Origin of the sequence: Phycicoccus jejuensis, from assembly GCF_000720925.1 — a bacterium.
GTDB lineage: Bacteria > Actinomycetota > Actinomycetes > Actinomycetales > Dermatophilaceae > Phycicoccus > Phycicoccus jejuensis.
The window spans coordinates 22,824-38,985 of record NZ_JOEE01000012.1 but is presented as its reverse complement, the minus strand read 5'-3'; the positions used below and the strand labels follow the sequence as shown (position 1 = coordinate 38,985).

The following is a 16,162-nucleotide window of genomic DNA, read 5'->3' as shown; positions in this document are numbered from 1 at the left end:
CCCGCCGTGCCGCGGCGCCCACCCGGGCGCCGCGGCACGCGGCCGTTGACGGACGACGTGATCCACCTCACACTGCTGCTGTTGTGCGATGCGCACAGCGTTCCGTCCAGCGCAACCGAGGGGCACGGCCATGGCGACGACGACACCACCCCCGCTGACCACCGAGCAGGCGCCGGAGCCGCCCCGGCGCTCCCCCGTCGACAAGGTCGTCTTCGGGGTCGCGGCGACCCTCTCGCTGCTCTTCCTCGTCTACGGCGCGGTCGACGGCGAGGGCTTCGGCGAGACCGGCGGCAGCATCCTCGGCTGGATCACGACGAACTTCGGCTGGTTCTTCGTCCTGACCAGCGGCGGCTTCGTCGTCTTCAGCGCGTTCCTCGCCGTCAGCCGCTACGGCAACATCAAGCTCGGCCCGGACGACTCGGTGCCCGAGTTCTCGACCTTCTCGTGGGTCTCGATGATGTTCGCGACCGGCATGGGCATCGGGCTGATGTTCTACGGCGTCGCGGAGCCGCTCACCCACCTCAACACGCCACCGCTCGGGCTCGCCGAGCCGGGCAGCGACGAGGCCGCGCACCTCGCGATGGAGTACACGTTCTTCCACTGGGGCGTCCACCCGTGGTCGATGTACGCCGTCATCGGGCTGACCATCGCCTACTTCGCCTACCGCAAGGGCTCGGGCAACCTCATCAGCGCGGCGTTCCGGCCGCTGCTCGGCGACCGCGTCGACGGCGCCGCCGGCAAGGGCATCGACACCCTCGCCGTCCTCGCGACCCTCTTCGGCTCGGCCACCTCGCTCGGCCTCGGGGCGCTGCAGATCACCGGCGGCCTCTCCGACGTCTTCTCGGGCCGGGAGTACGGCACGGCCACCGCGGTCGCCGTCATCGCCGTCCTCACGCTCTGCTTCGTCGTCTCGGCGGTCAGCGGCATCGACCGCGGCATCAAGTGGCTCTCCAACGCCAACGCCGTCGCCGCCGCGCTGCTCGCCCTCTTCCTCTTCGTCGTCGGGCCGACCGTGTTCATCCTCTCGACCTTCACCGAGTCGATCGGCGGCTACCTGACGCACCTGCCGACGATGAGCTTCCGCACCGGCGTCTTCGGCGGCGGCGAGTGGCTCAACGGCTGGACGATCTTCTACTGGGCCTGGTGGGTCTCGTGGACCCCCTTCGTCGGGATGTTCATCGCCCGCATCTCCAAGGGCCGCACCATCCGCCAGTTCGTCGTCTTCGTCATCGCCATCCCCTCGCTCGTCTCGTTCGTCTGGTTCTCGATCCTCGGCGGCGCCGCCTTCGACCTCCAGCTGACCCAGGGCGAGGACATGAAGGCGCTCGTCGACTCCGGACTCGAGACGACGCTCTTCGGCACCCTGCGGGCCTACCCGCTCGCCACGGTCACCGTCGTGCTCGCCGTCTTCCTCATCGCCATCTTCTTCGTCACCGGCGCCGACTCGGCCTCGATCGTCATGGGGATGCTCAGCCAGGGCGGAGACGAGGAGCCCCGGCGCTCGCTCGTCGTCTTGTGGGGCGTCGCGACCGGCGCGGTCGCGACGGTCCTGCTCGTCACCGGCGGCGAGGACGGGCTCGGGGCGCTGCAGACGGGGGTCATCATCATCGGCTTCCCGTTCCTCATGGTGCTCATCGCGCTGTGCGTCTCGCTGTGGAAGGCGCTGCGGCAGGAGACCTTCGAGTCGACCCTCCAGGGGCCGATCCGGCGGCACCTGCGCGAGCACCCGGCGGCGCGCCAGGACGTCTGAGCCGGACGGCGGACGACCGGTTGGCACGGCGTCCGCCGTCTGCCATGCTGTGCGGACGTGTTGCACGATGAGCGCCGGGTTGCGCGATACGCACCACCGGCGTGACGGAAGGACCCCCCCATGGCCGCTCTCCCCGCCTCCGCGCGCTGCGTCGTCATCGGCGCCGGCATCGTCGGGAACTCGCTCGTCCACCACCTCGCCGAGCTCGGGTGGACCGACATCGTCCAGCTCGACAAGGGGCCCCTGCCGAACCCGGGCGGCTCCACGGGCCACGCGAGCAACTTCATCTTCCCCGTCGACCACTCGCGCGAGTTCGCCGACATCACGCTCGACTCGATGCGCCAGTACAAGGAGCTCGGGGTCTTCACCGAGTCCGGCGGGTACGAGGTCGCGCGCACCGAGGAGCGGATGGAGGAGCTGCGCCGCCGGATGGGCAGCGCGAAGGCGTGGGGCATCCCCGCCGAGCTCGTCACCCCCGAGCAGGTCGCCGAGAAGGTGCCCTTCCTCGACAAGGACGTCATCATCGGCGCCGCCTGGTTCCCGACCGTCGGCGTCGTCGACAGCCTTCGCGCCGGCACGATCATGCGCGAGCGCGCCGTCGAGCGCGGCGCCCTGACGACCGTCCCCAACGTCGAGGTGACCGGGATGGAGGTCGTCGACGGCCGCATCCGCGCTGTGGAGACCACCCAGGGCCGCATCGAGGCCGAGACCGTCGTCGTCGCCTGCGGCGTGTGGAGCCCGAAGATCGCCCGGATGGCCGGCGCGCACATCCCGCTGACCCCCGCGGTCCACCAGATGATCTCGGTCGGCCCCTGCGAGGTGCTCGCCGAGAAGCCCGGCGAGATCAGCTACCCGATCGTGCGCGACATGGACACGTTCTGCTACGAACGCCAGCACGGCTCCGACATGGAGGTCGGCTCGTACGCCCACCGGGCGATCCTCTGGGACCCCGAGGACATCCCCTCGATCGAGCAGAGCAAGCTCTCCCCCACCGAGATGCCGTTCACCGAGGACGACTTCGACCCGCAGCTCGAGCAGGCCCTCGAGCTCATGCCCGAGCTGCTCGGCGACGAGCGGGCCGAGATCCGCTACGCCATCAACGGCCTGCTGTCGCTCACGCCGGACGGCTACCCGATCCTCGGCGAGACGCCCGAGGTCAAGGGCCTCTGGTCGTGCGCCGCGGTGTGGATCAAGGAAGGCCCGGGCACCGCCCGCGCGGTCGCTGAGTGGATGACCCACGGCAACCCCGAGATCGACCTGGGGCACAGCGACATCGCGCGCTTCCACCCGCACCAGAAGACGCGGGCGCACGTCAAGGCACGCACGTCCGAGTCGTTCATCAAGACCTACGGCATCGTCCACCCCGCGGAGCAGTACGGCAGCAACCGCGACGTCCGCCTCGCGCCGATGCACGCCTCGCAGAAGGAGCTCGGCGCGGTCTTCCACGAGACCGCCGGCTGGGAGCGGCCGCACTGGTACACCTCGAACGCCGGGCTCGTCGAGAAGTTCGGCCCCGAGCAGACGATGCCGCGCGAGCACGAGTGGGACGCGCGCTGGTGGTCGCCGATCATCAACGCCGAGCACCTGCAGATGCGCGAGGCGGCCGGGCTCGTCGACCTCTCCGCGTTCGCGATCTTCGACGTCGTCGGGCCGAGGGCGCTCGAGGCCGTGCAGCGGATCATCGTGGCGCAGGCCGACGTCCGCATCGGCCGGGTCGTCTACACCCCGGTGCTCGACGAGCGCGGCGGGTTCCGCTCCGACCTCACCGTGATGCGCCTCGCGCACGACCGGTTCCGGGTCGTCACCGGCGGCGCGCACGGCATGGCCGACAAGAAGTGGTTCGCCGACCGGATGCCCGAGGACGGCGGCGCGGTCGTCGTCGACCTCACCTCGAGCTGGACGACGATCGGCCTCTGGGGCCCGAAGGCCCTCGAGATCCTCTCCGGCCTCACCGACGCCGACGTCTCGCCCGGCGGCTTCGCCTTCGGCACCTGCCGCGAGATCGAGGTCGGGACGCTGTCGGTGCTCGCCTCGCGCATCTCGTACGTCGGCGAGTTCGGCTGGGAGCTCTACGTGCCCATCGAGGCGGGAGCCGCCCTGTGGCAGAGGCTCCTCGACGCCGGCACGCCCCTCGGGATGGTGCCCGTCGGCATCGGCGTCTACGGCACGACCGGCCGGATCGAGAAGGGCTACCGGGCCTACGGCTACGAGCTCGACACCGAGCGCACGCTGATGGAGACCGGCATGTCGCGGGCGAAGTGGAAGGAGCAGGACTTCGTCGGCAAGGACGCGGTGGTCGCGCAGGCCGACGAGGCCCCGAAGGCGGTCCTCTGCTCGCTCACCGTCGACGACCACACGTCGGCGTCCGGGGTGAAGCGCTACATGCTCGGCGGCGAGCCGATCCTCACCCGTGAGGGTGGCACGCTGACCGACGGCCACGGCCGCCACCCGTACGTGACGACCGCCGGCTCCGCCCCGAGCCTCGGCAAGCACGTGCTCATGGCCTTCCTCCCGCCGGAGGTCGCCACCGTCGGCACGCAGCTGGCCGTCTCGTACATGGAGGAGCTCTACCCCGTGACGGTCGCCGCGGCCGACGCGACCCCGCTCTTCGACCCCGAGAACCTGCGGATCCGGGGGCGGGCGTGACGAACGTCCTCGTCTGCGTCAAGCGCGTCCCCGACCCCACCGGCGAGGTCGTCCTCACGCCCGACGGGCTGCGCGTCGACGGCCGGTACGCCGGCTACACGACGAGCGCCCACGAGGAGGCCGCCGTCGCGCTGGCCGTCCAGGTCGCCGAGCCCTCGGGCGGCACCGTGACGGTGCTGTCGGTCGGCTCCGAGGACAGCCTCGAGCAGGTGCGCGCCGGCATCGCCGTCGGCGCCACCGACGGCGTGCTCGTCGAGGCCGACGCCGACCTCCTCGGCCCGGCCGACGTCGCCGAGGCCGTCGCGGAGGCCGTCCGGGCCCGGTCGGACGCGGGGACGACGTACGACCTCGTGCTCCTCGGCAACGACGCCGCCGACACCGGCGACTTCCAGGTCGGCGTGCGGCTGGCCTACCTCCTCGACCGTCCCGTCGTCGCGGGCGTGCAGACCGTCGCCGTCGACGGCGACGTCGCCACCCTGCACGCCGAGGGGCCGGAGGGCACCGAGGTCTACGAGGTCGCCCTGCCCGCGGTCGTCACCGTCCTCGAGGGCGGGGTGTCGCCGAAGTACCCGAGCGTCATGGGGCGGATGCGCGCGAAGAAGGCCGAGGTCGAGCGGATGACGTGGTCGGGCACCCCCGGCGGGTCGGGCCGGGAGGCCCTCACCGTGCCCGAGGCCCCGCCGAGCCAGGTCACCGTCCTCGGCGAGGGGCCGACCGCCGCGCCCGCCCTCGTCGCCGTCCTGCGCGAGCTCAAGGTGGTGCACTCGTGAGCGTCGTCGTCCTCGTCGAGGTCGAGGAGGGACGGGCCTCGCTCGTCTCCCGCGAGACCCTCGCCTTCGCCCGCTCCCTCGGCGCCGGCAACCTCCACGCCCTCGTCGTCGGGTCCGCGCCCGAGGCCGTCCTCGCCGACTGCCGCGAGGCCGGGGTCGTGGTCGTCCACGAGGCCGCCGACCCCGCGCTCGAGCGGTACGCCGCCGCGGCCTGGGCCGCGGCGGTCGAGGCGGCCGGCCGGGCCGCCCGCGCGGACCTCGTGGTGGCCCCGGGCACCGGCCGCGGCAACGAGGTCCTCGCCCACGTCGCCGCCCGCCGCGGGCTGCGGATGGCCGCCAACGTCGTCGCCGTCGAGTCGCTCTCGCCGCTCGTCGTCCAGCGCCAGGTCGTCGGCGGCGCCGCCCTCGAGCGGGCGACGGTCCCGAGCCGGGTCCGGCTGCTGTCGATGGCCGGGCACGCCGTCGAGCCGACCCCCGCGGACGCTCCCGGCGAGGCGCGCGTCCAGCCGCTGGCCGTCGCCGTCGACCCCAAGGACCTGCGCGCGCAGGTCGTGCGCGTCGAGCGGCGCGAGCAGGGCGACAGCTCGGGGCTGACCGCGGCCAAGGTCGTCGTCGGCGCGGGACGCGGCGCGGGCGGGCCGGACGGCTTCGCGGCCGTCGACGCCCTCGCCGAGCGCCTCGGCGGGGCCGTCGGTGTCTCGCGCGTCGTCACCTCGCTCGGCTGGCGCCCGCACCACGAGCAGGTGGGCCAGACCGGCTCGCGCATCGCGCCGGACCTCTACCTCGCCTGCGGCATCTCGGGGTCGATCCAGCACTGGGCGGGCTGCGCCTCCAGCCGGACGATCATCGCCGTCAACACCGACGCCGACGCCCCGATGGTGACCAAGGCCGACTACGCGGTGATCGGCGACATGCACGAGGTGCTGCCGGCCGTGCTCGAGGAGCTCGGCTGAGCGGGCACCCGCCCTCAGTCCTCGAGCGCGGCCCAGTCCGCCTTCTCGGGCGCCGCGGCCTGCCCCTCGGGGCAGTGGGCCCGCAGGTCGCACCAGCCGCACAGCGGCCCGGTGACGGCGGGGAACATCGAGGACTCCGCCCCGTGGCGGGCGAAGTCGGCGTCGGCCCGGCGCGCGTCGCGCATGATCGAGCGCGCCCGCTCGACGTGCCGGCCGATCGACTCACCGGTGTGCTCGTGGGCCGCGACCGTGCCCGAGGGCACGTGGTGCAGCTCGACCCGGCGGACCGGGCGGCGGAACATCTTCCAGACGGCCGCGGCGTACAGGGCGAGCGGCAGCGAGGTGCGCGCGTCGTCGTCGGTCGAGACCTGGCGCGAGGTCTTGTAGTCGACGACGACGAGCTCGCCGTCGCGGTCGTCGAGCCGGTCGATGCGGCCCTGCACGCGCAGGTCGTCGCTGACGAACGACACCGTGCGCTCGATGCCGACGGGCCGCTGCTGCGGGCCGGAGCGCTCGAGGTAGGCGACGACCGCGTCCTGCATCCGGGCCCGCCAGCGGGCGGACTGGGCGGCGTCGCGGAAGCCGACGTCGATCCACGCCTTCTCCACGAGGCGCGCGCCGAGCTGCGGGGTGCGCTCGGGCTGGTCCCACCAGTCGCGCAGGGCGTTGTGCACGGCGTTCCCGAGCGAGGTGTGGGCCCGCTGCGCCCGGGCCGGCGGGCGCGGGCGGTCGAGGTAGGCCAGGCGGTAGCGGCGCGGGCAGTCGAGGAAGGTGAGCAGCTTGCTCGGGCTGCCTCCCCACAGGGGCTCGGGCATGCCGGGGAACGCCGCCTGCTGCGGCTGCGCCCGCTCCCCCGTGCCCGTCACGGCACCGACGGTAGCCGGTGCGTCCGACGCGTCCGCAGGGCCGTCCCCAGGTGCTCCCGGCGGATGACACACTGAGCGCCTCATGGCCATCTCCTCCTTCGACCTGTTCTCCGTCGGCATCGGTCCCTCCAGCTCGCACACCGTGGGCCCGATGCGCGCCGCCCACACCTTCGTCACGGCGCTGCGCGAGGACGGCCTGCTGCCCCGCGTCGGCCGGGTCAAGGCCGAGCTCTTCGGCTCGCTCGGCGCCACCGGCCACGGCCACGGCTCGGTCAAGGCCGTGCTCCTCGGCCTCGAGGGCGAGGCGCCCGAGACCACCGACCCGCGCGCCGCCGAGAACCGCGTCGACGAGGTCCGTGCCGCGCGCACGCTGCACCTCGGCGGCAGCCACGACGTCGCCTGCGACCCCGACGTCGACGTCGTCCTCCACCGCCGTGCGACCCTGCCCTTCCACTCCAACGGGATGCGCTTCACCGCGTGGGCCTCGGCCGACCCGGCCGAGGGCGAGGAGCCGCTGCGCACCCGCGAGTACTACTCGGTCGGCGGCGGCTTCGTCCTCGACCAGGACGAGGTCGGGCAGAACGAGATCGTCCCCGACCACACGCCCGTCCGGTACCCGTTCACCACCGGGGCGCAGCTGCTCGAGCGGTGCGCCGAGACCGGCCTGCCGATCAGCGGTGTCATGCTCGCCAACGAGCTCTCGTGGCGCACCGAGGCCGAGGTCCGTGCCGGGCTGCTGCACCTCTGGGAGGTGATGCAGGAGTGCGTCGACAACGGCTGCCGCACCGACGGCGTCCTCCCGGGCGGCCTGCGCGTCCAGCGCCGCGCGCCCCGGCTGGTGCGCCAGCTGCGCCGCGAGCACGCCGGCGACCCGCTCGCCGCGATGGACTGGGTCACCCTCTACGCGCTCGCCGTCAACGAGGAAAACGCCAGCGGCGGGCGCATCGTCACCGCCCCCACCAACGGCGCGGCGGGCATCATCCCGGCGGTCCTGCACTACTACACGCGCTTCGTGCCGGGCGCCGACGACGACGGGGTCGTGCGCTTCCTCCTGACCGCGGCCGCCATCGGCACGCTCTACAAGGAGAACGCCTCGATCTCCGGCGCCGAGGTCGGCTGCCAGGGTGAGGTCGGCTCGGCCTGCTCGATGGCGGCCGGCGCCCTCGCCGAGGTCCTCGGCGGCACCCCCGGCCAGGTCGAGAACGCGGCCGAGATCGGCATCGAGCACAACCTGGGGCTCACCTGCGACCCGGTCGGCGGGCTCGTCCAGATCCCGTGCATCGAGCGCAACGCCGTCGCCTCGGTCAAGGCCATCACCGCCGCCCGGCTCTCGCTGCGCGGCGACGGCCGCTCGGCGGTCGTCTCGCTCGACAAGGCGATCAAGACGATGCGCGACACCGGGCGCGACATGAAGGTCAAGTACAAGGAGACCGCGCGCGGCGGCCTCGCCGTCAACGTCATCGAGTGCTGAGGCCGGGCCACCTCTCCCTCCCCACCCGTCGAGTGAACAGAATACGCCGTCCGGACCGCTTGCCCGACGGCGTGTTCTGTTCGCTCGACGGGGTGCGCGCTCGCCTGACCTGCACTCCTTGACGGTCGGAGCGGTTCTCCGACAGGCTGGTCCATCCGTCCCCACCCCGACAGTCAGGACGACCATGGCCGACCTGTACCTCGACGGCGCCTGGGTCGGCGCCGCTGCCGGCGGTCGCCGGACCATCGTCTGCCCTGCCGACGGCACGACCGTCGGAGAGGTCGACGAGGCCGACGAGACCGACACCCTCGCGGCGATCGACGCCGCCCGCCGCGCGGCCGACGACGGCCGCTGGCGCGACACCCCACCGACCGAGCGGGCCGCCGCCCTCGGGCGCATCGCGGACCTCCTCGAGCGCGACACCGACGAGATCGCGCGCGCCGAGGCCCTCGACACCGGCAAGCGCTTCGAGGAGGCGAAGCTCGACGTCGCCGACGTCGTCAGCGTCTTCCGCTTCTACGCCGGCAAGGGCGAGGACGTCGAGCGCGTCCGCGAGGTCGACCCCGGCCAGCCGCACGTGCGCAGCCGCGTCGTCCGTGAGCCGATCGGCGTCTGCTCGCTCATCACGCCGTGGAACTACCCGCTGCTGCAGGCCAGCTGGAAGGTCGCGCCGTGCCTGCTCGCGGGCAGCACGTTCGTGCTCAAGCCGAGCGAGATCACGCCGCACTCGACGATCCTCATGGTCCGCGCGATCGAGGAGGCCGGCGTGCCGGCCGGCGTCGCCAACCTCGTCCTCGGCACCGGCCCCGGGTGCGCCGGCCCCATGTCCACCGACCCGCGCGTCGACCTCGTGTCGTTCACCGGCAGCCTCGCCGTCGGCAAGCACCTCATGAAGCAGGCCGCCGACACCGTCAAGCGGGTCGCCCTCGAGCTCGGCGGCAAGAACCCCAACATCGTCTTCGCCGACGCCGACCGCGAGGCCGCGATCGACAACGCGATGACGGCGGTCTTCCTCCACTCCGGCCAGGTCTGCTCGGCCGGCGCCCGGCTGCTCGTCGAGGAGTCGGTCGCGGAGGAGGTCGTCGACACGATCGTCGAGCGCGCCAGGGCCATCCGGATGGGCCCGCCGTTCGACGAGGACGCCCAGACCGGGTCGCTGACCAGCGCCGAGCACCTGAAGAAGGTCGAGGACTACGTCGCGACCGGGCTCGCCGAGGGCGCCCGGCTGCGCTGCGGCGGCGCCCGCCCCGACGACGAGCGGCTCGCGAGCGGCTACTACTACCTCCCCACCGTCCTCGACCGGTGCGACGTCGACATGCACGTCGTCCAGGAGGAGTCCTTCGGGCCGGTCCTCACGGTCGAGACCTTCCGCACCGAGGAGGAGGCGGTCCGCCTCGCCAACGCCACCCGCTACGGCCTCGCCGGCGCGGTGTGGACCAGCGACACCGAGCGGGCCCGCCGCGTCGCCCGCGCGCTGCGCCTCGGCACCGTGTGGGTCAACGACTACCACCCGTACGTCGCCCCCGCCGAGTGGGGCGGCCACAAGCAGTCCGGCATCGGCCGCGAGCTCGGCGAGCTCGGCCTCGAGGAGTACCAGGAGACCAAGCACGTGTGGGAGAACACCGAGCCGGCCCCGACGGGGTGGTTCTCGTGAGCGTCCTCGACCGCGTCACCGACACCGCCCGGAGCCTGCGCGACCGGACGACGATGGCCGAGGTCCCCGACCAGGTCGACTACGTCGTCGTCGGCGGGGGCAGCGCCGGGTCCGTCCTCGCCAACCGCCTCTCGGCCGACCCCGGCACGAGCGTGCTCGTCCTCGAGGCCGGCCGCAACGACCTCAAGCTCGACCCGTTCATCCACATGCCGGCCGCGCTGCCCTTCCCCATCGGCAGCCGGTTCTACGACTGGAAGTACGAGTCCGAGCCCGAGCCGCACATGAACGGCCGGCGGATCTACCACGCGCGCGGCAAGGTCCTCGGTGGGTCGAGCTCGATCAACGGGATGATCTTCCAGCGCGGCAACCCCAAGGACTACGAGCGCTGGGGCGCCGACCCGGGGATGTCCGACTGGGACTACGCGCACTGCCTGCCGTACTTCAAGCGGATGGAGACCTGCCTCGCCGGCGCCGACACCTGGCGCGGCGGCGACGGACCCCTCGTCATGGAGCGCGGCCCGGCCACGAACCCGCTGTTCACGGCGTTCTTCGACGCCGCCGAGCAGGCCGGCTACCCGCGCACGAGCGACGTCAACGGCTACCGCCAGGAGGGCTTCGCGCCCTTCGACCGCAACGTCCACCGCGGCCGCCGCCTCTCCGCCGCGCGCGCCTACCTCCACCCGGTCATCGACCGCCCGAACCTCCACGTCCGCACCCTCGCGATGACGACGAAGGTGCTCTTCGAGGGCACCCGCGCGGTCGGGGTCGAGTACCTCGTGTTCGGTCGGAGGCACACGGTGCGCGCCGGCGAGGTCATCCTCTCCGGCGGCGCGATCAACACCCCGCAGCTGCTCCAGCTCTCGGGCGTCGGCGACCCCGAGCTGCTGCGGCCGCTCGGCATCGACGTCGTCTCCGGGCTGCGCGGGGTCGGCGAGCACCTCCAGGACCACCTCGAGGTGTACATCCAGCACGCCTGCACCCAGCCGGTCTCGATCGCGCCGGGGCTCGCCTACAAGAACCGCCCGAAGCTCGCCGCCGAGTGGCTGTTCCTCCGCAAGGGCCTCGGGGCGACGAACCACTTCGAGGGCGGCGGCTTCGTCCGCAGCAACGACGACGTCGACTACCCGAACCTCATGTTCCACTTCCTGCCGATCGCGATCCGCTACGACGGCTCGAGCCCGGTCGAGGGCCACGGCTACCAGGTGCACATCGGCCCGATGTACTCCGACGCCCGCGGCTGGCTGCGCATCCGCAGCACCGACCCGCGGATGAAGCCGGCCATGCAGTTCAACTACCTCTCGACCGACCAGGACCGGCGCGAGTGGGTCGAGGCCATCCGCGTCTCGCGCGAGATCCTCGCCCAGCCGGCCTTCGCCCCCTACGACGGCGGCGAGATCTCGCCCGGGTCGAAGGTCGAGACCGACGAGGAGATCCTCGACTGGGTGCGCGCCGACGCCGAGACGGCCCTGCACCCCAGCTGCACCGCCCGGATGGGCACCGACGACCTGTCGGTGCTCGACCCGACGTCGATGCGCGTCCACGGCACCGAGGGCCTGCGCGTCGTCGACGCCAGCGCGATGCCGTACGTGACCAACGGCAACATCTACGCGCCGGTCGTCATGCTCGCCGAGAAGGCGGCCGACCTCATCACCGGTGCCACCCCGCTCCCGCCGTCGGACGCGCCCTGGTACGACCTGCGGGCCGGGAGCCCGCTCGACCCGCCGACGTCCTGACCGCCCCACCGAGGAGGACCCGATGAGCGCCGCCACCGACACCCCGCCGACCGACACCCCGGAGGCCGGGCCGCCGGACGAGGGCGGCACGACGGGCCTCCTCGGCGGGCCACCGGTCCGGATGCCGGTCTTCGTCGCCTCCCTCACCGGCGTGCTCGTCGTCGCGCTCTGGGCGCTGCTCGCCCCGTCGTCCGCCGAGAGCGCCCTCGGCGCGGTGACCACGTGGGCGACCCAGTGGTTCGGGTGGTTCTACGTCCTGCTCGCCACGGCGGTGCTCGGCTTCGTCGTCTGGCTCGGGCTCTCGCGCTACGGCCACGTGCGCCTCGGCCCCGACCACTCCCGGCCGGAGTTCTCCACCTTCGCGTGGGCCTCGATGCTCTTCGCCGCCGGCATCGGCACGGACGTGATGTTCTACTCCGTCGTCGAGCCGGCGTCCCACTACATGGCGCCGCCCGAGGGCGGCCCGGCTCCCGAGAGCATCGAGGCCGCGCGCGACGCGACGGTCTGGACGCTGTTCCACTACGGCGTCACCGGCTGGGGCATGTACGCGCTGATGGGTCTGGCCCTCGGCTACTTCTGCTACCGCAAGGGCCTACCGCTCGCCGTCCGCTCGGCCCTGGCCCCCGTCCTGGGCAAGCGGATCGACGGCCCGCTCGGCCACGCCGTCGACACCGCCGCGGTGCTCGGGACGATCTTCGGCGTCGCGACCTCCCTCGGCATCGGCGTGGTCTTCCTCAACGTCGGGCTCAACGTCCTCTTCGGCGTCGGCGTCGGCACCGGGGCGCAGATCGCGCTCGCCGCGCTGGCCGTGCTCATGGCGGCGGTGTCGGCGACGAGCGGCGTCGACCGCGGGATCCGGTTCCTGTCGCAGCTCAACGTGCTCCTCGCGCTCGGGCTCGCCGGGTGGGTGCTCGTCACCGGCAACACCGCGCTGCTGCTCAACGGCGCCGTCGCCAACGTCGGCGACTTCCTGCGCACCTTCCCGGCCAAGACGCTCGAGACCTTCCCCTTCGTCGACAACGCGACGTGGATGAGCACGTGGACGCTCTTCTTCTGGGCCTGGTGGGTCGCGTGGGCGTCGTTCGTCGGGCTCTTCCTCGCCCGGATCTCGCGCGGCCGGACCATCCGGCAGTTCGTCCTCGGAACGCTCGTCATCCCGTTCGCGTACATCGTCATGTGGATCTCGGTGTTCGGGAACGCCGCGATCGAGCGGATCCGCGGCGGCGACACCGACTTCGCGCAGGCCGCCCAGGACTTCACCGGCGTCGGCTTCTACGACCTGCTCTCGCAGTACCCGGCCGGCAAGGTCGTCATCGCGCTCGCCTTCTTCGTCGGGCTGCTCTTCTACGTCACCTCCGCCGACTCGGGCGCGCTCGTCATGGCCAACCTCACGAGCCGGCTCGGTGACCTCACCGAGGATGCCGCCGGCTGGCTGCGCATCACGTGGGCGGCCGCGACCGGCCTGCTGACCATCGCGATGCTCCTCGTCGGCGGCATCACCGCGCTGCAGTACGCGACGATCATCTTTGGCCTGCCCTTCGCCGTCGTGCTCGTGCTCGTCATGGTCGGGCTCGTGCGCGCCCTGCGCGTCGAGGGACGCCGGGCCGACAGCCGGACGCAGAGCATGTACGGCCTGCTCTCGGCGCGGGCCGCGACGACCCGCCGCGAGGACCGCGCGACGTCGTGGCGGGCGCGCGTGGCGCGGGCGACGAACTTCGTCGACCGCCGGGACGCCGTCCGGCACCTCGAGGAGGTCGTGGCCCCGGCGCTCGCCGAGGTCGGCGAGGAGCTGTGCCGCCACGAGGTCGAGACGACGTGCGAGGTCGACCTCGGGGGCACGGCCCCGTCGGTCACGCTGCGCACCCCGGCCGCCGAGCCGCCGTTCGTCTACCGCGTCGAGGTCGAGATGGCCCCGGTGCCCACCTACGGGGGTCGGATGGTCCAGAGCCGCGACTCCTACGCCCGCCTCGAGGTGCACCTCGCCGACGGCGGGCAGGGCTACGACGTCATGGGCTGGTCGGCGGCGCAGGTCATCCACGACTGCCTCGACCACTACGAGCGCCACCTCGAGTTCCTGCGGCTCGCGGAGCCGACCACTTCGGCCTGAGCGCCGCGGGCGGCCGGGCGTGACCGGCGGCGAGGAGCAGGGCCACCGCCGCGCCGGCGAGCCACGGCGCGGCGGGGTCCAGCCCGAGGAGCGCACCCCCGAGCAGCGGTGCGACGAGCGTCGCGACCCCCCACGAGAGGCCCTGGACCGTCATGACGGCGGCCTCGGCGCCGGGCATGGCGAGGCGGGACGCGACCGCCTGCTGGGTCCCGACGACCAGCGTCCCGGCGGCGCCCTCGAGCACCGCGCCGGTGACGAGCGCGGGCACGCCACCGACCGCCCACGCCGTGAGCGCCGCGCCGAGCAGCGCGAACCCGGCCGCGAGCACCCGGTGGGCCGGGGCGTCCACCTCGACCCGCGCGAGGACCCGGTGCGTGGCGACCGCCGACAGCGCGCCGGCCACGAGGAGCCAGGCGGTCGTCGACGGCGGGTGGCCGGCCCGCTCGACGGCCAGCGGGAGGACGAGCACGACGACCATGACGACGGTGGCCGAGACGGTGCACAGCCCGGCCCACCCGAGCACCGGCGGACGCAGCGCGGACCGCCAGGCGCGGGGCACCCGCGACGGCCGTGGCAGCGCGGGGAGGAGCAGCGCGACGAGCGCCGCGGCGAGGAGGCTGCTCGCGGCGTCGACGGCGAAGAGGGCACCGACGCCCCAGCGGGTGACGAGGGCGGCGAGCACGCCGGCGACGACCCCGGCCACCGAGAGGCTCGCCCAGAGCAGCGAGAAGCGCGAGGCCCGCCGCCCCGGCTCGACGCCCGAGACGACGGCGGTCTGGGTCGCCGGCTCGACGACCTCGTAGGCCAGGCCGAGGGCGACGACGCCCGCCCCGACGACGAGGAGGTCCTCCCCGGCCGCCACGACCGCCTGGGCCACCCCGGCCGCGGCCAGCCCGGCGACGAGGGCGGCGCGCGGGCCCCATCGGGTCGTCACGACGCCCCCGAGGACCCGCGAGGGGATCGTCGCCGCGCCGAACAGCGCGAGGACGACCGAGGTCGTGCCGAGCGGCACCCCGAGGTCGCGCGTGAGCCGGACGCCGAGGAACCCCATCCCGGCGCCGCCGAGCCGGTTGACGACACGGGCGGCGACAAGGACGCCGATGACTGACGTAGGCTTCTTCAGCAGTGACATGCACGTGAGAGTAGGTACCTTCAGTCATGCGTTTCAACAGTCACGTCGACGCCGTGCTCGACACGACGGTCCGCCTCGTCAACGCGCTGACCCCGGGCACCGACGGCGGCCGCGAGCACCCGGCACCGCCCCGGGCCGCCCTGCGCGGCGCGGTCGTCGAGGCGGTCCGCTACGACGGCTACGACCCGCGCCCGTCGGCCCGGGACCTCGATGACCTGCTGCCGGAGGTCCACGCGGCCCGCGAGGTCGTCGAGCACCTCGACGCGGGGCGCGACGACGACGCCGCCGACCTCGTCAACCGCATGCTGCGCCGGACGCAGGCCCACCCCGAGCTCGACCGCTCCCCCGACGGGCGCTGGGCCATCCACTTCCACGGGCCCGACACCTCCTTCGCGCGCGGGTGGTCCGCGGGCATCGCCGCCGGGCTCGCGATGGCGATCGGTGGCGACCTGGGCTCGCGGCTCGGGGTCTGCCGGGCGCCGGGCTGTGACCGCGTGTGGGTCGACCGCAGCCGCAACACCCACCGACGCTTCTGCTCCACGCGCTGCCAGAACCGGGTCAAGGCCGCCGCGCACCGCCGACGCACCCGGCAGGGTTGAGCCGCGGCCGGTCCCGACCGGCGCTCACGACGCGAGGTCGTCGGCCGCCCGCAGCGGCGCCGGGAAGGGCCGCACCGCCGCCGGGGTGGCGACGAACGCCGCGACGAGCGGGACCCCGAGCCGGCGGCAGACGTCGAGGGCCATCTCGTGCCACGCGCGGTCGGTGTCGGTGAGCAGCACCGAGCCGTCGCGACCGCGGGCGAGCACCACCCCGCCGAGGTCGAGGGGCCGCAGCGCCTCGACGAGGCCGTCGCGCAGCTCCCAGGGGTCGTGCTCGTCCCCGGTGTCGCCGATGACGAGCGGCGTGCGCAGCCGCAGGGTGTCGTCGAGCAGGAGGAACCCGGCGCACCCGTCGACGCGGTCGGCGTGGGACACGACGAGGTCGACGACGTCGGCCGCGAGGAGCGGGTCGTCGAGGGGCAGGTCGGGCCAGGTCTCGGGCAGGTCGTCGAAGCTCATGCCTCGAGCGTGGCCGAAACCC

The 16,162-nt window shown here is 73.5% G+C and carries 12 protein-coding genes; 9 read left to right on the top strand and 3 right to left on the bottom strand.

The genetic code is table 11. The annotated features are described in order from the left end of the window. Positions 1-130: 130 nt before the first annotated feature. The 4 genes from IG69_RS0118220 to IG69_RS0118205 all read left to right on the top strand — a co-directional run bounded on the left by IG69_RS0118220 (position 131) and on the right by IG69_RS0118205 (position 6,119). Positions 131-1,750 carry a BCCT family transporter gene (locus IG69_RS0118220; protein WP_084696924.1) on the top strand — a complete coding sequence of 540 codons (1,620 nt, stop codon included), beginning with the start codon at positions 131-133 and terminating at the stop codon, positions 1,748-1,750. Between the two features lie 120 nt (positions 1,751-1,870). After that, positions 1,871-4,396 carry a GcvT family protein gene (locus IG69_RS0118215; RefSeq protein WP_030529596.1) on the top strand — a complete coding sequence of 842 codons (2,526 nt, stop codon included), beginning with the start codon at positions 1,871-1,873 and terminating at the stop codon, positions 4,394-4,396. Continuing rightward, on the top strand, positions 4,393-5,166 hold the full coding sequence (locus IG69_RS0118210; protein WP_030529595.1) for an electron transfer flavoprotein subunit beta/FixA family protein: 774 nt from the start codon (positions 4,393-4,395) through the stop codon (positions 5,164-5,166). Before IG69_RS0118215 ends, IG69_RS0118210 begins: the two co-directional genes overlap by 4 nt. Further along, complete coding sequence (locus tag IG69_RS0118205; RefSeq protein WP_030529594.1) at positions 5,163-6,119, top strand: electron transfer flavoprotein subunit alpha/FixB family protein; 957 nt, start codon at positions 5,163-5,165, stop codon at positions 6,117-6,119. Before IG69_RS0118210 ends, IG69_RS0118205 begins: the two co-directional genes overlap by 4 nt. A gap of 14 nt (positions 6,120-6,133) precedes the next feature. Here the strand turns inward: IG69_RS0118205 and IG69_RS0118200 are convergent, their stop codons facing one another. Continuing rightward, complete coding sequence (locus IG69_RS0118200; RefSeq protein ID WP_245616194.1) at positions 6,134-6,985, bottom strand: RecB family exonuclease; 852 nt, start codon at positions 6,983-6,985, stop codon at positions 6,134-6,136. A gap of 82 nt (positions 6,986-7,067) precedes the next feature. On the opposite strand from IG69_RS0118200, the gene IG69_RS0118195 reads away from it, so the two are divergent. The 4 genes from IG69_RS0118195 to betT all read left to right on the top strand — a co-directional run bounded on the left by IG69_RS0118195 (position 7,068) and on the right by betT (position 13,950). Then, entirely contained in the window at positions 7,068-8,456 is a 1,389-nt protein-coding gene (locus tag IG69_RS0118195; protein ID WP_030529592.1) for an L-serine ammonia-lyase, read from the top strand. A 184-nt stretch (positions 8,457-8,640) separates the two neighbouring features. Beyond that, positions 8,641-10,110, top strand: coding sequence for an aldehyde dehydrogenase family protein (locus IG69_RS0118190; protein ID WP_030529591.1), 1,470 nt, complete (start codon positions 8,641-8,643; stop codon positions 10,108-10,110). Between the two features lie 53 nt (positions 10,111-10,163). Next, on the top strand, positions 10,164-11,843 hold the full coding sequence (betA, locus tag IG69_RS0118185) for a choline dehydrogenase (RefSeq protein WP_030529590.1): 1,680 nt from the start codon (positions 10,164-10,166) through the stop codon (positions 11,841-11,843). Between the two features lie 22 nt (positions 11,844-11,865). Next, positions 11,866-13,950: a choline BCCT transporter BetT gene (betT, locus tag IG69_RS0118180; protein ID WP_036830623.1), complete on the top strand. Its 2,085-nt coding sequence runs from the start codon at positions 11,866-11,868 to the stop codon at positions 13,948-13,950. On the opposite strand, the gene IG69_RS0118175 is transcribed toward betT, so the two are convergent. Further along, the gene (locus tag IG69_RS0118175) at positions 13,874-15,082 is read right to left on the bottom strand and encodes an MFS transporter (RefSeq protein ID WP_030529588.1); all 1,209 of its coding nucleotides are present in this window, start codon (positions 15,080-15,082) and stop codon (positions 13,874-13,876) included. The two genes, betT and IG69_RS0118175, sit on opposite strands and share 77 nt — an antisense overlap. Positions 15,083-15,108: 26 nt before the next feature. Here IG69_RS0118175 and IG69_RS0118170 point away from each other — a divergent pair, with 26 nt between their 5' ends. Then, positions 15,109-15,681 carry a CGNR zinc finger domain-containing protein gene (locus IG69_RS0118170; RefSeq protein ID WP_030529587.1) on the top strand — a complete coding sequence of 191 codons (573 nt, stop codon included), beginning with the start codon at positions 15,109-15,111 and terminating at the stop codon, positions 15,679-15,681. Positions 15,682-15,705: 24 nt separating this feature from the next. On the opposite strand, the gene IG69_RS0118165 is transcribed toward IG69_RS0118170, so the two are convergent. Next, entirely contained in the window at positions 15,706-16,140 is a 435-nt protein-coding gene (locus tag IG69_RS0118165; RefSeq protein WP_030529586.1) for a hypothetical protein, read from the bottom strand. Positions 16,141-16,162 lie beyond the last annotated feature (22 nt).

Bases quoted from the DNA above. Each gene is read 5' to 3' on its own strand.
- IG69_RS0118190 (WP_030529591.1), top strand. From the start codon at position 8,641: ATGGCCGACCTGTACCTCGACGGCGCCTGGGTCGGCGCCGCTGCCGGC.
- IG69_RS0118165 (WP_030529586.1), bottom strand. From the start codon at position 16,140: ATGAGCTTCGACGACCTGCCCGAGACCTGGCCCGACCTGCCCCTCGAC.
- IG69_RS0118170 (WP_030529587.1), top strand. From the start codon at position 15,109: ATGCGTTTCAACAGTCACGTCGACGCCGTGCTCGACACGACGGTCCGC.
- IG69_RS0118220 (WP_084696924.1), top strand. From the start codon at position 131: ATGGCGACGACGACACCACCCCCGCTGACCACCGAGCAGGCGCCGGAG.
- IG69_RS0118175 (WP_030529588.1), bottom strand. From the start codon at position 15,082: ATGTCACTGCTGAAGAAGCCTACGTCAGTCATCGGCGTCCTTGTCGCC.
- IG69_RS0118195 (WP_030529592.1), top strand. From the start codon at position 7,068: ATGGCCATCTCCTCCTTCGACCTGTTCTCCGTCGGCATCGGTCCCTCC.
- betA (WP_030529590.1), top strand. From the start codon at position 10,164: ATGGCCGAGGTCCCCGACCAGGTCGACTACGTCGTCGTCGGCGGGGGC.
- betT (WP_036830623.1), top strand. From the start codon at position 11,866: ATGAGCGCCGCCACCGACACCCCGCCGACCGACACCCCGGAGGCCGGG.
- IG69_RS0118215 (WP_030529596.1), top strand. From the start codon at position 1,871: ATGGCCGCTCTCCCCGCCTCCGCGCGCTGCGTCGTCATCGGCGCCGGC.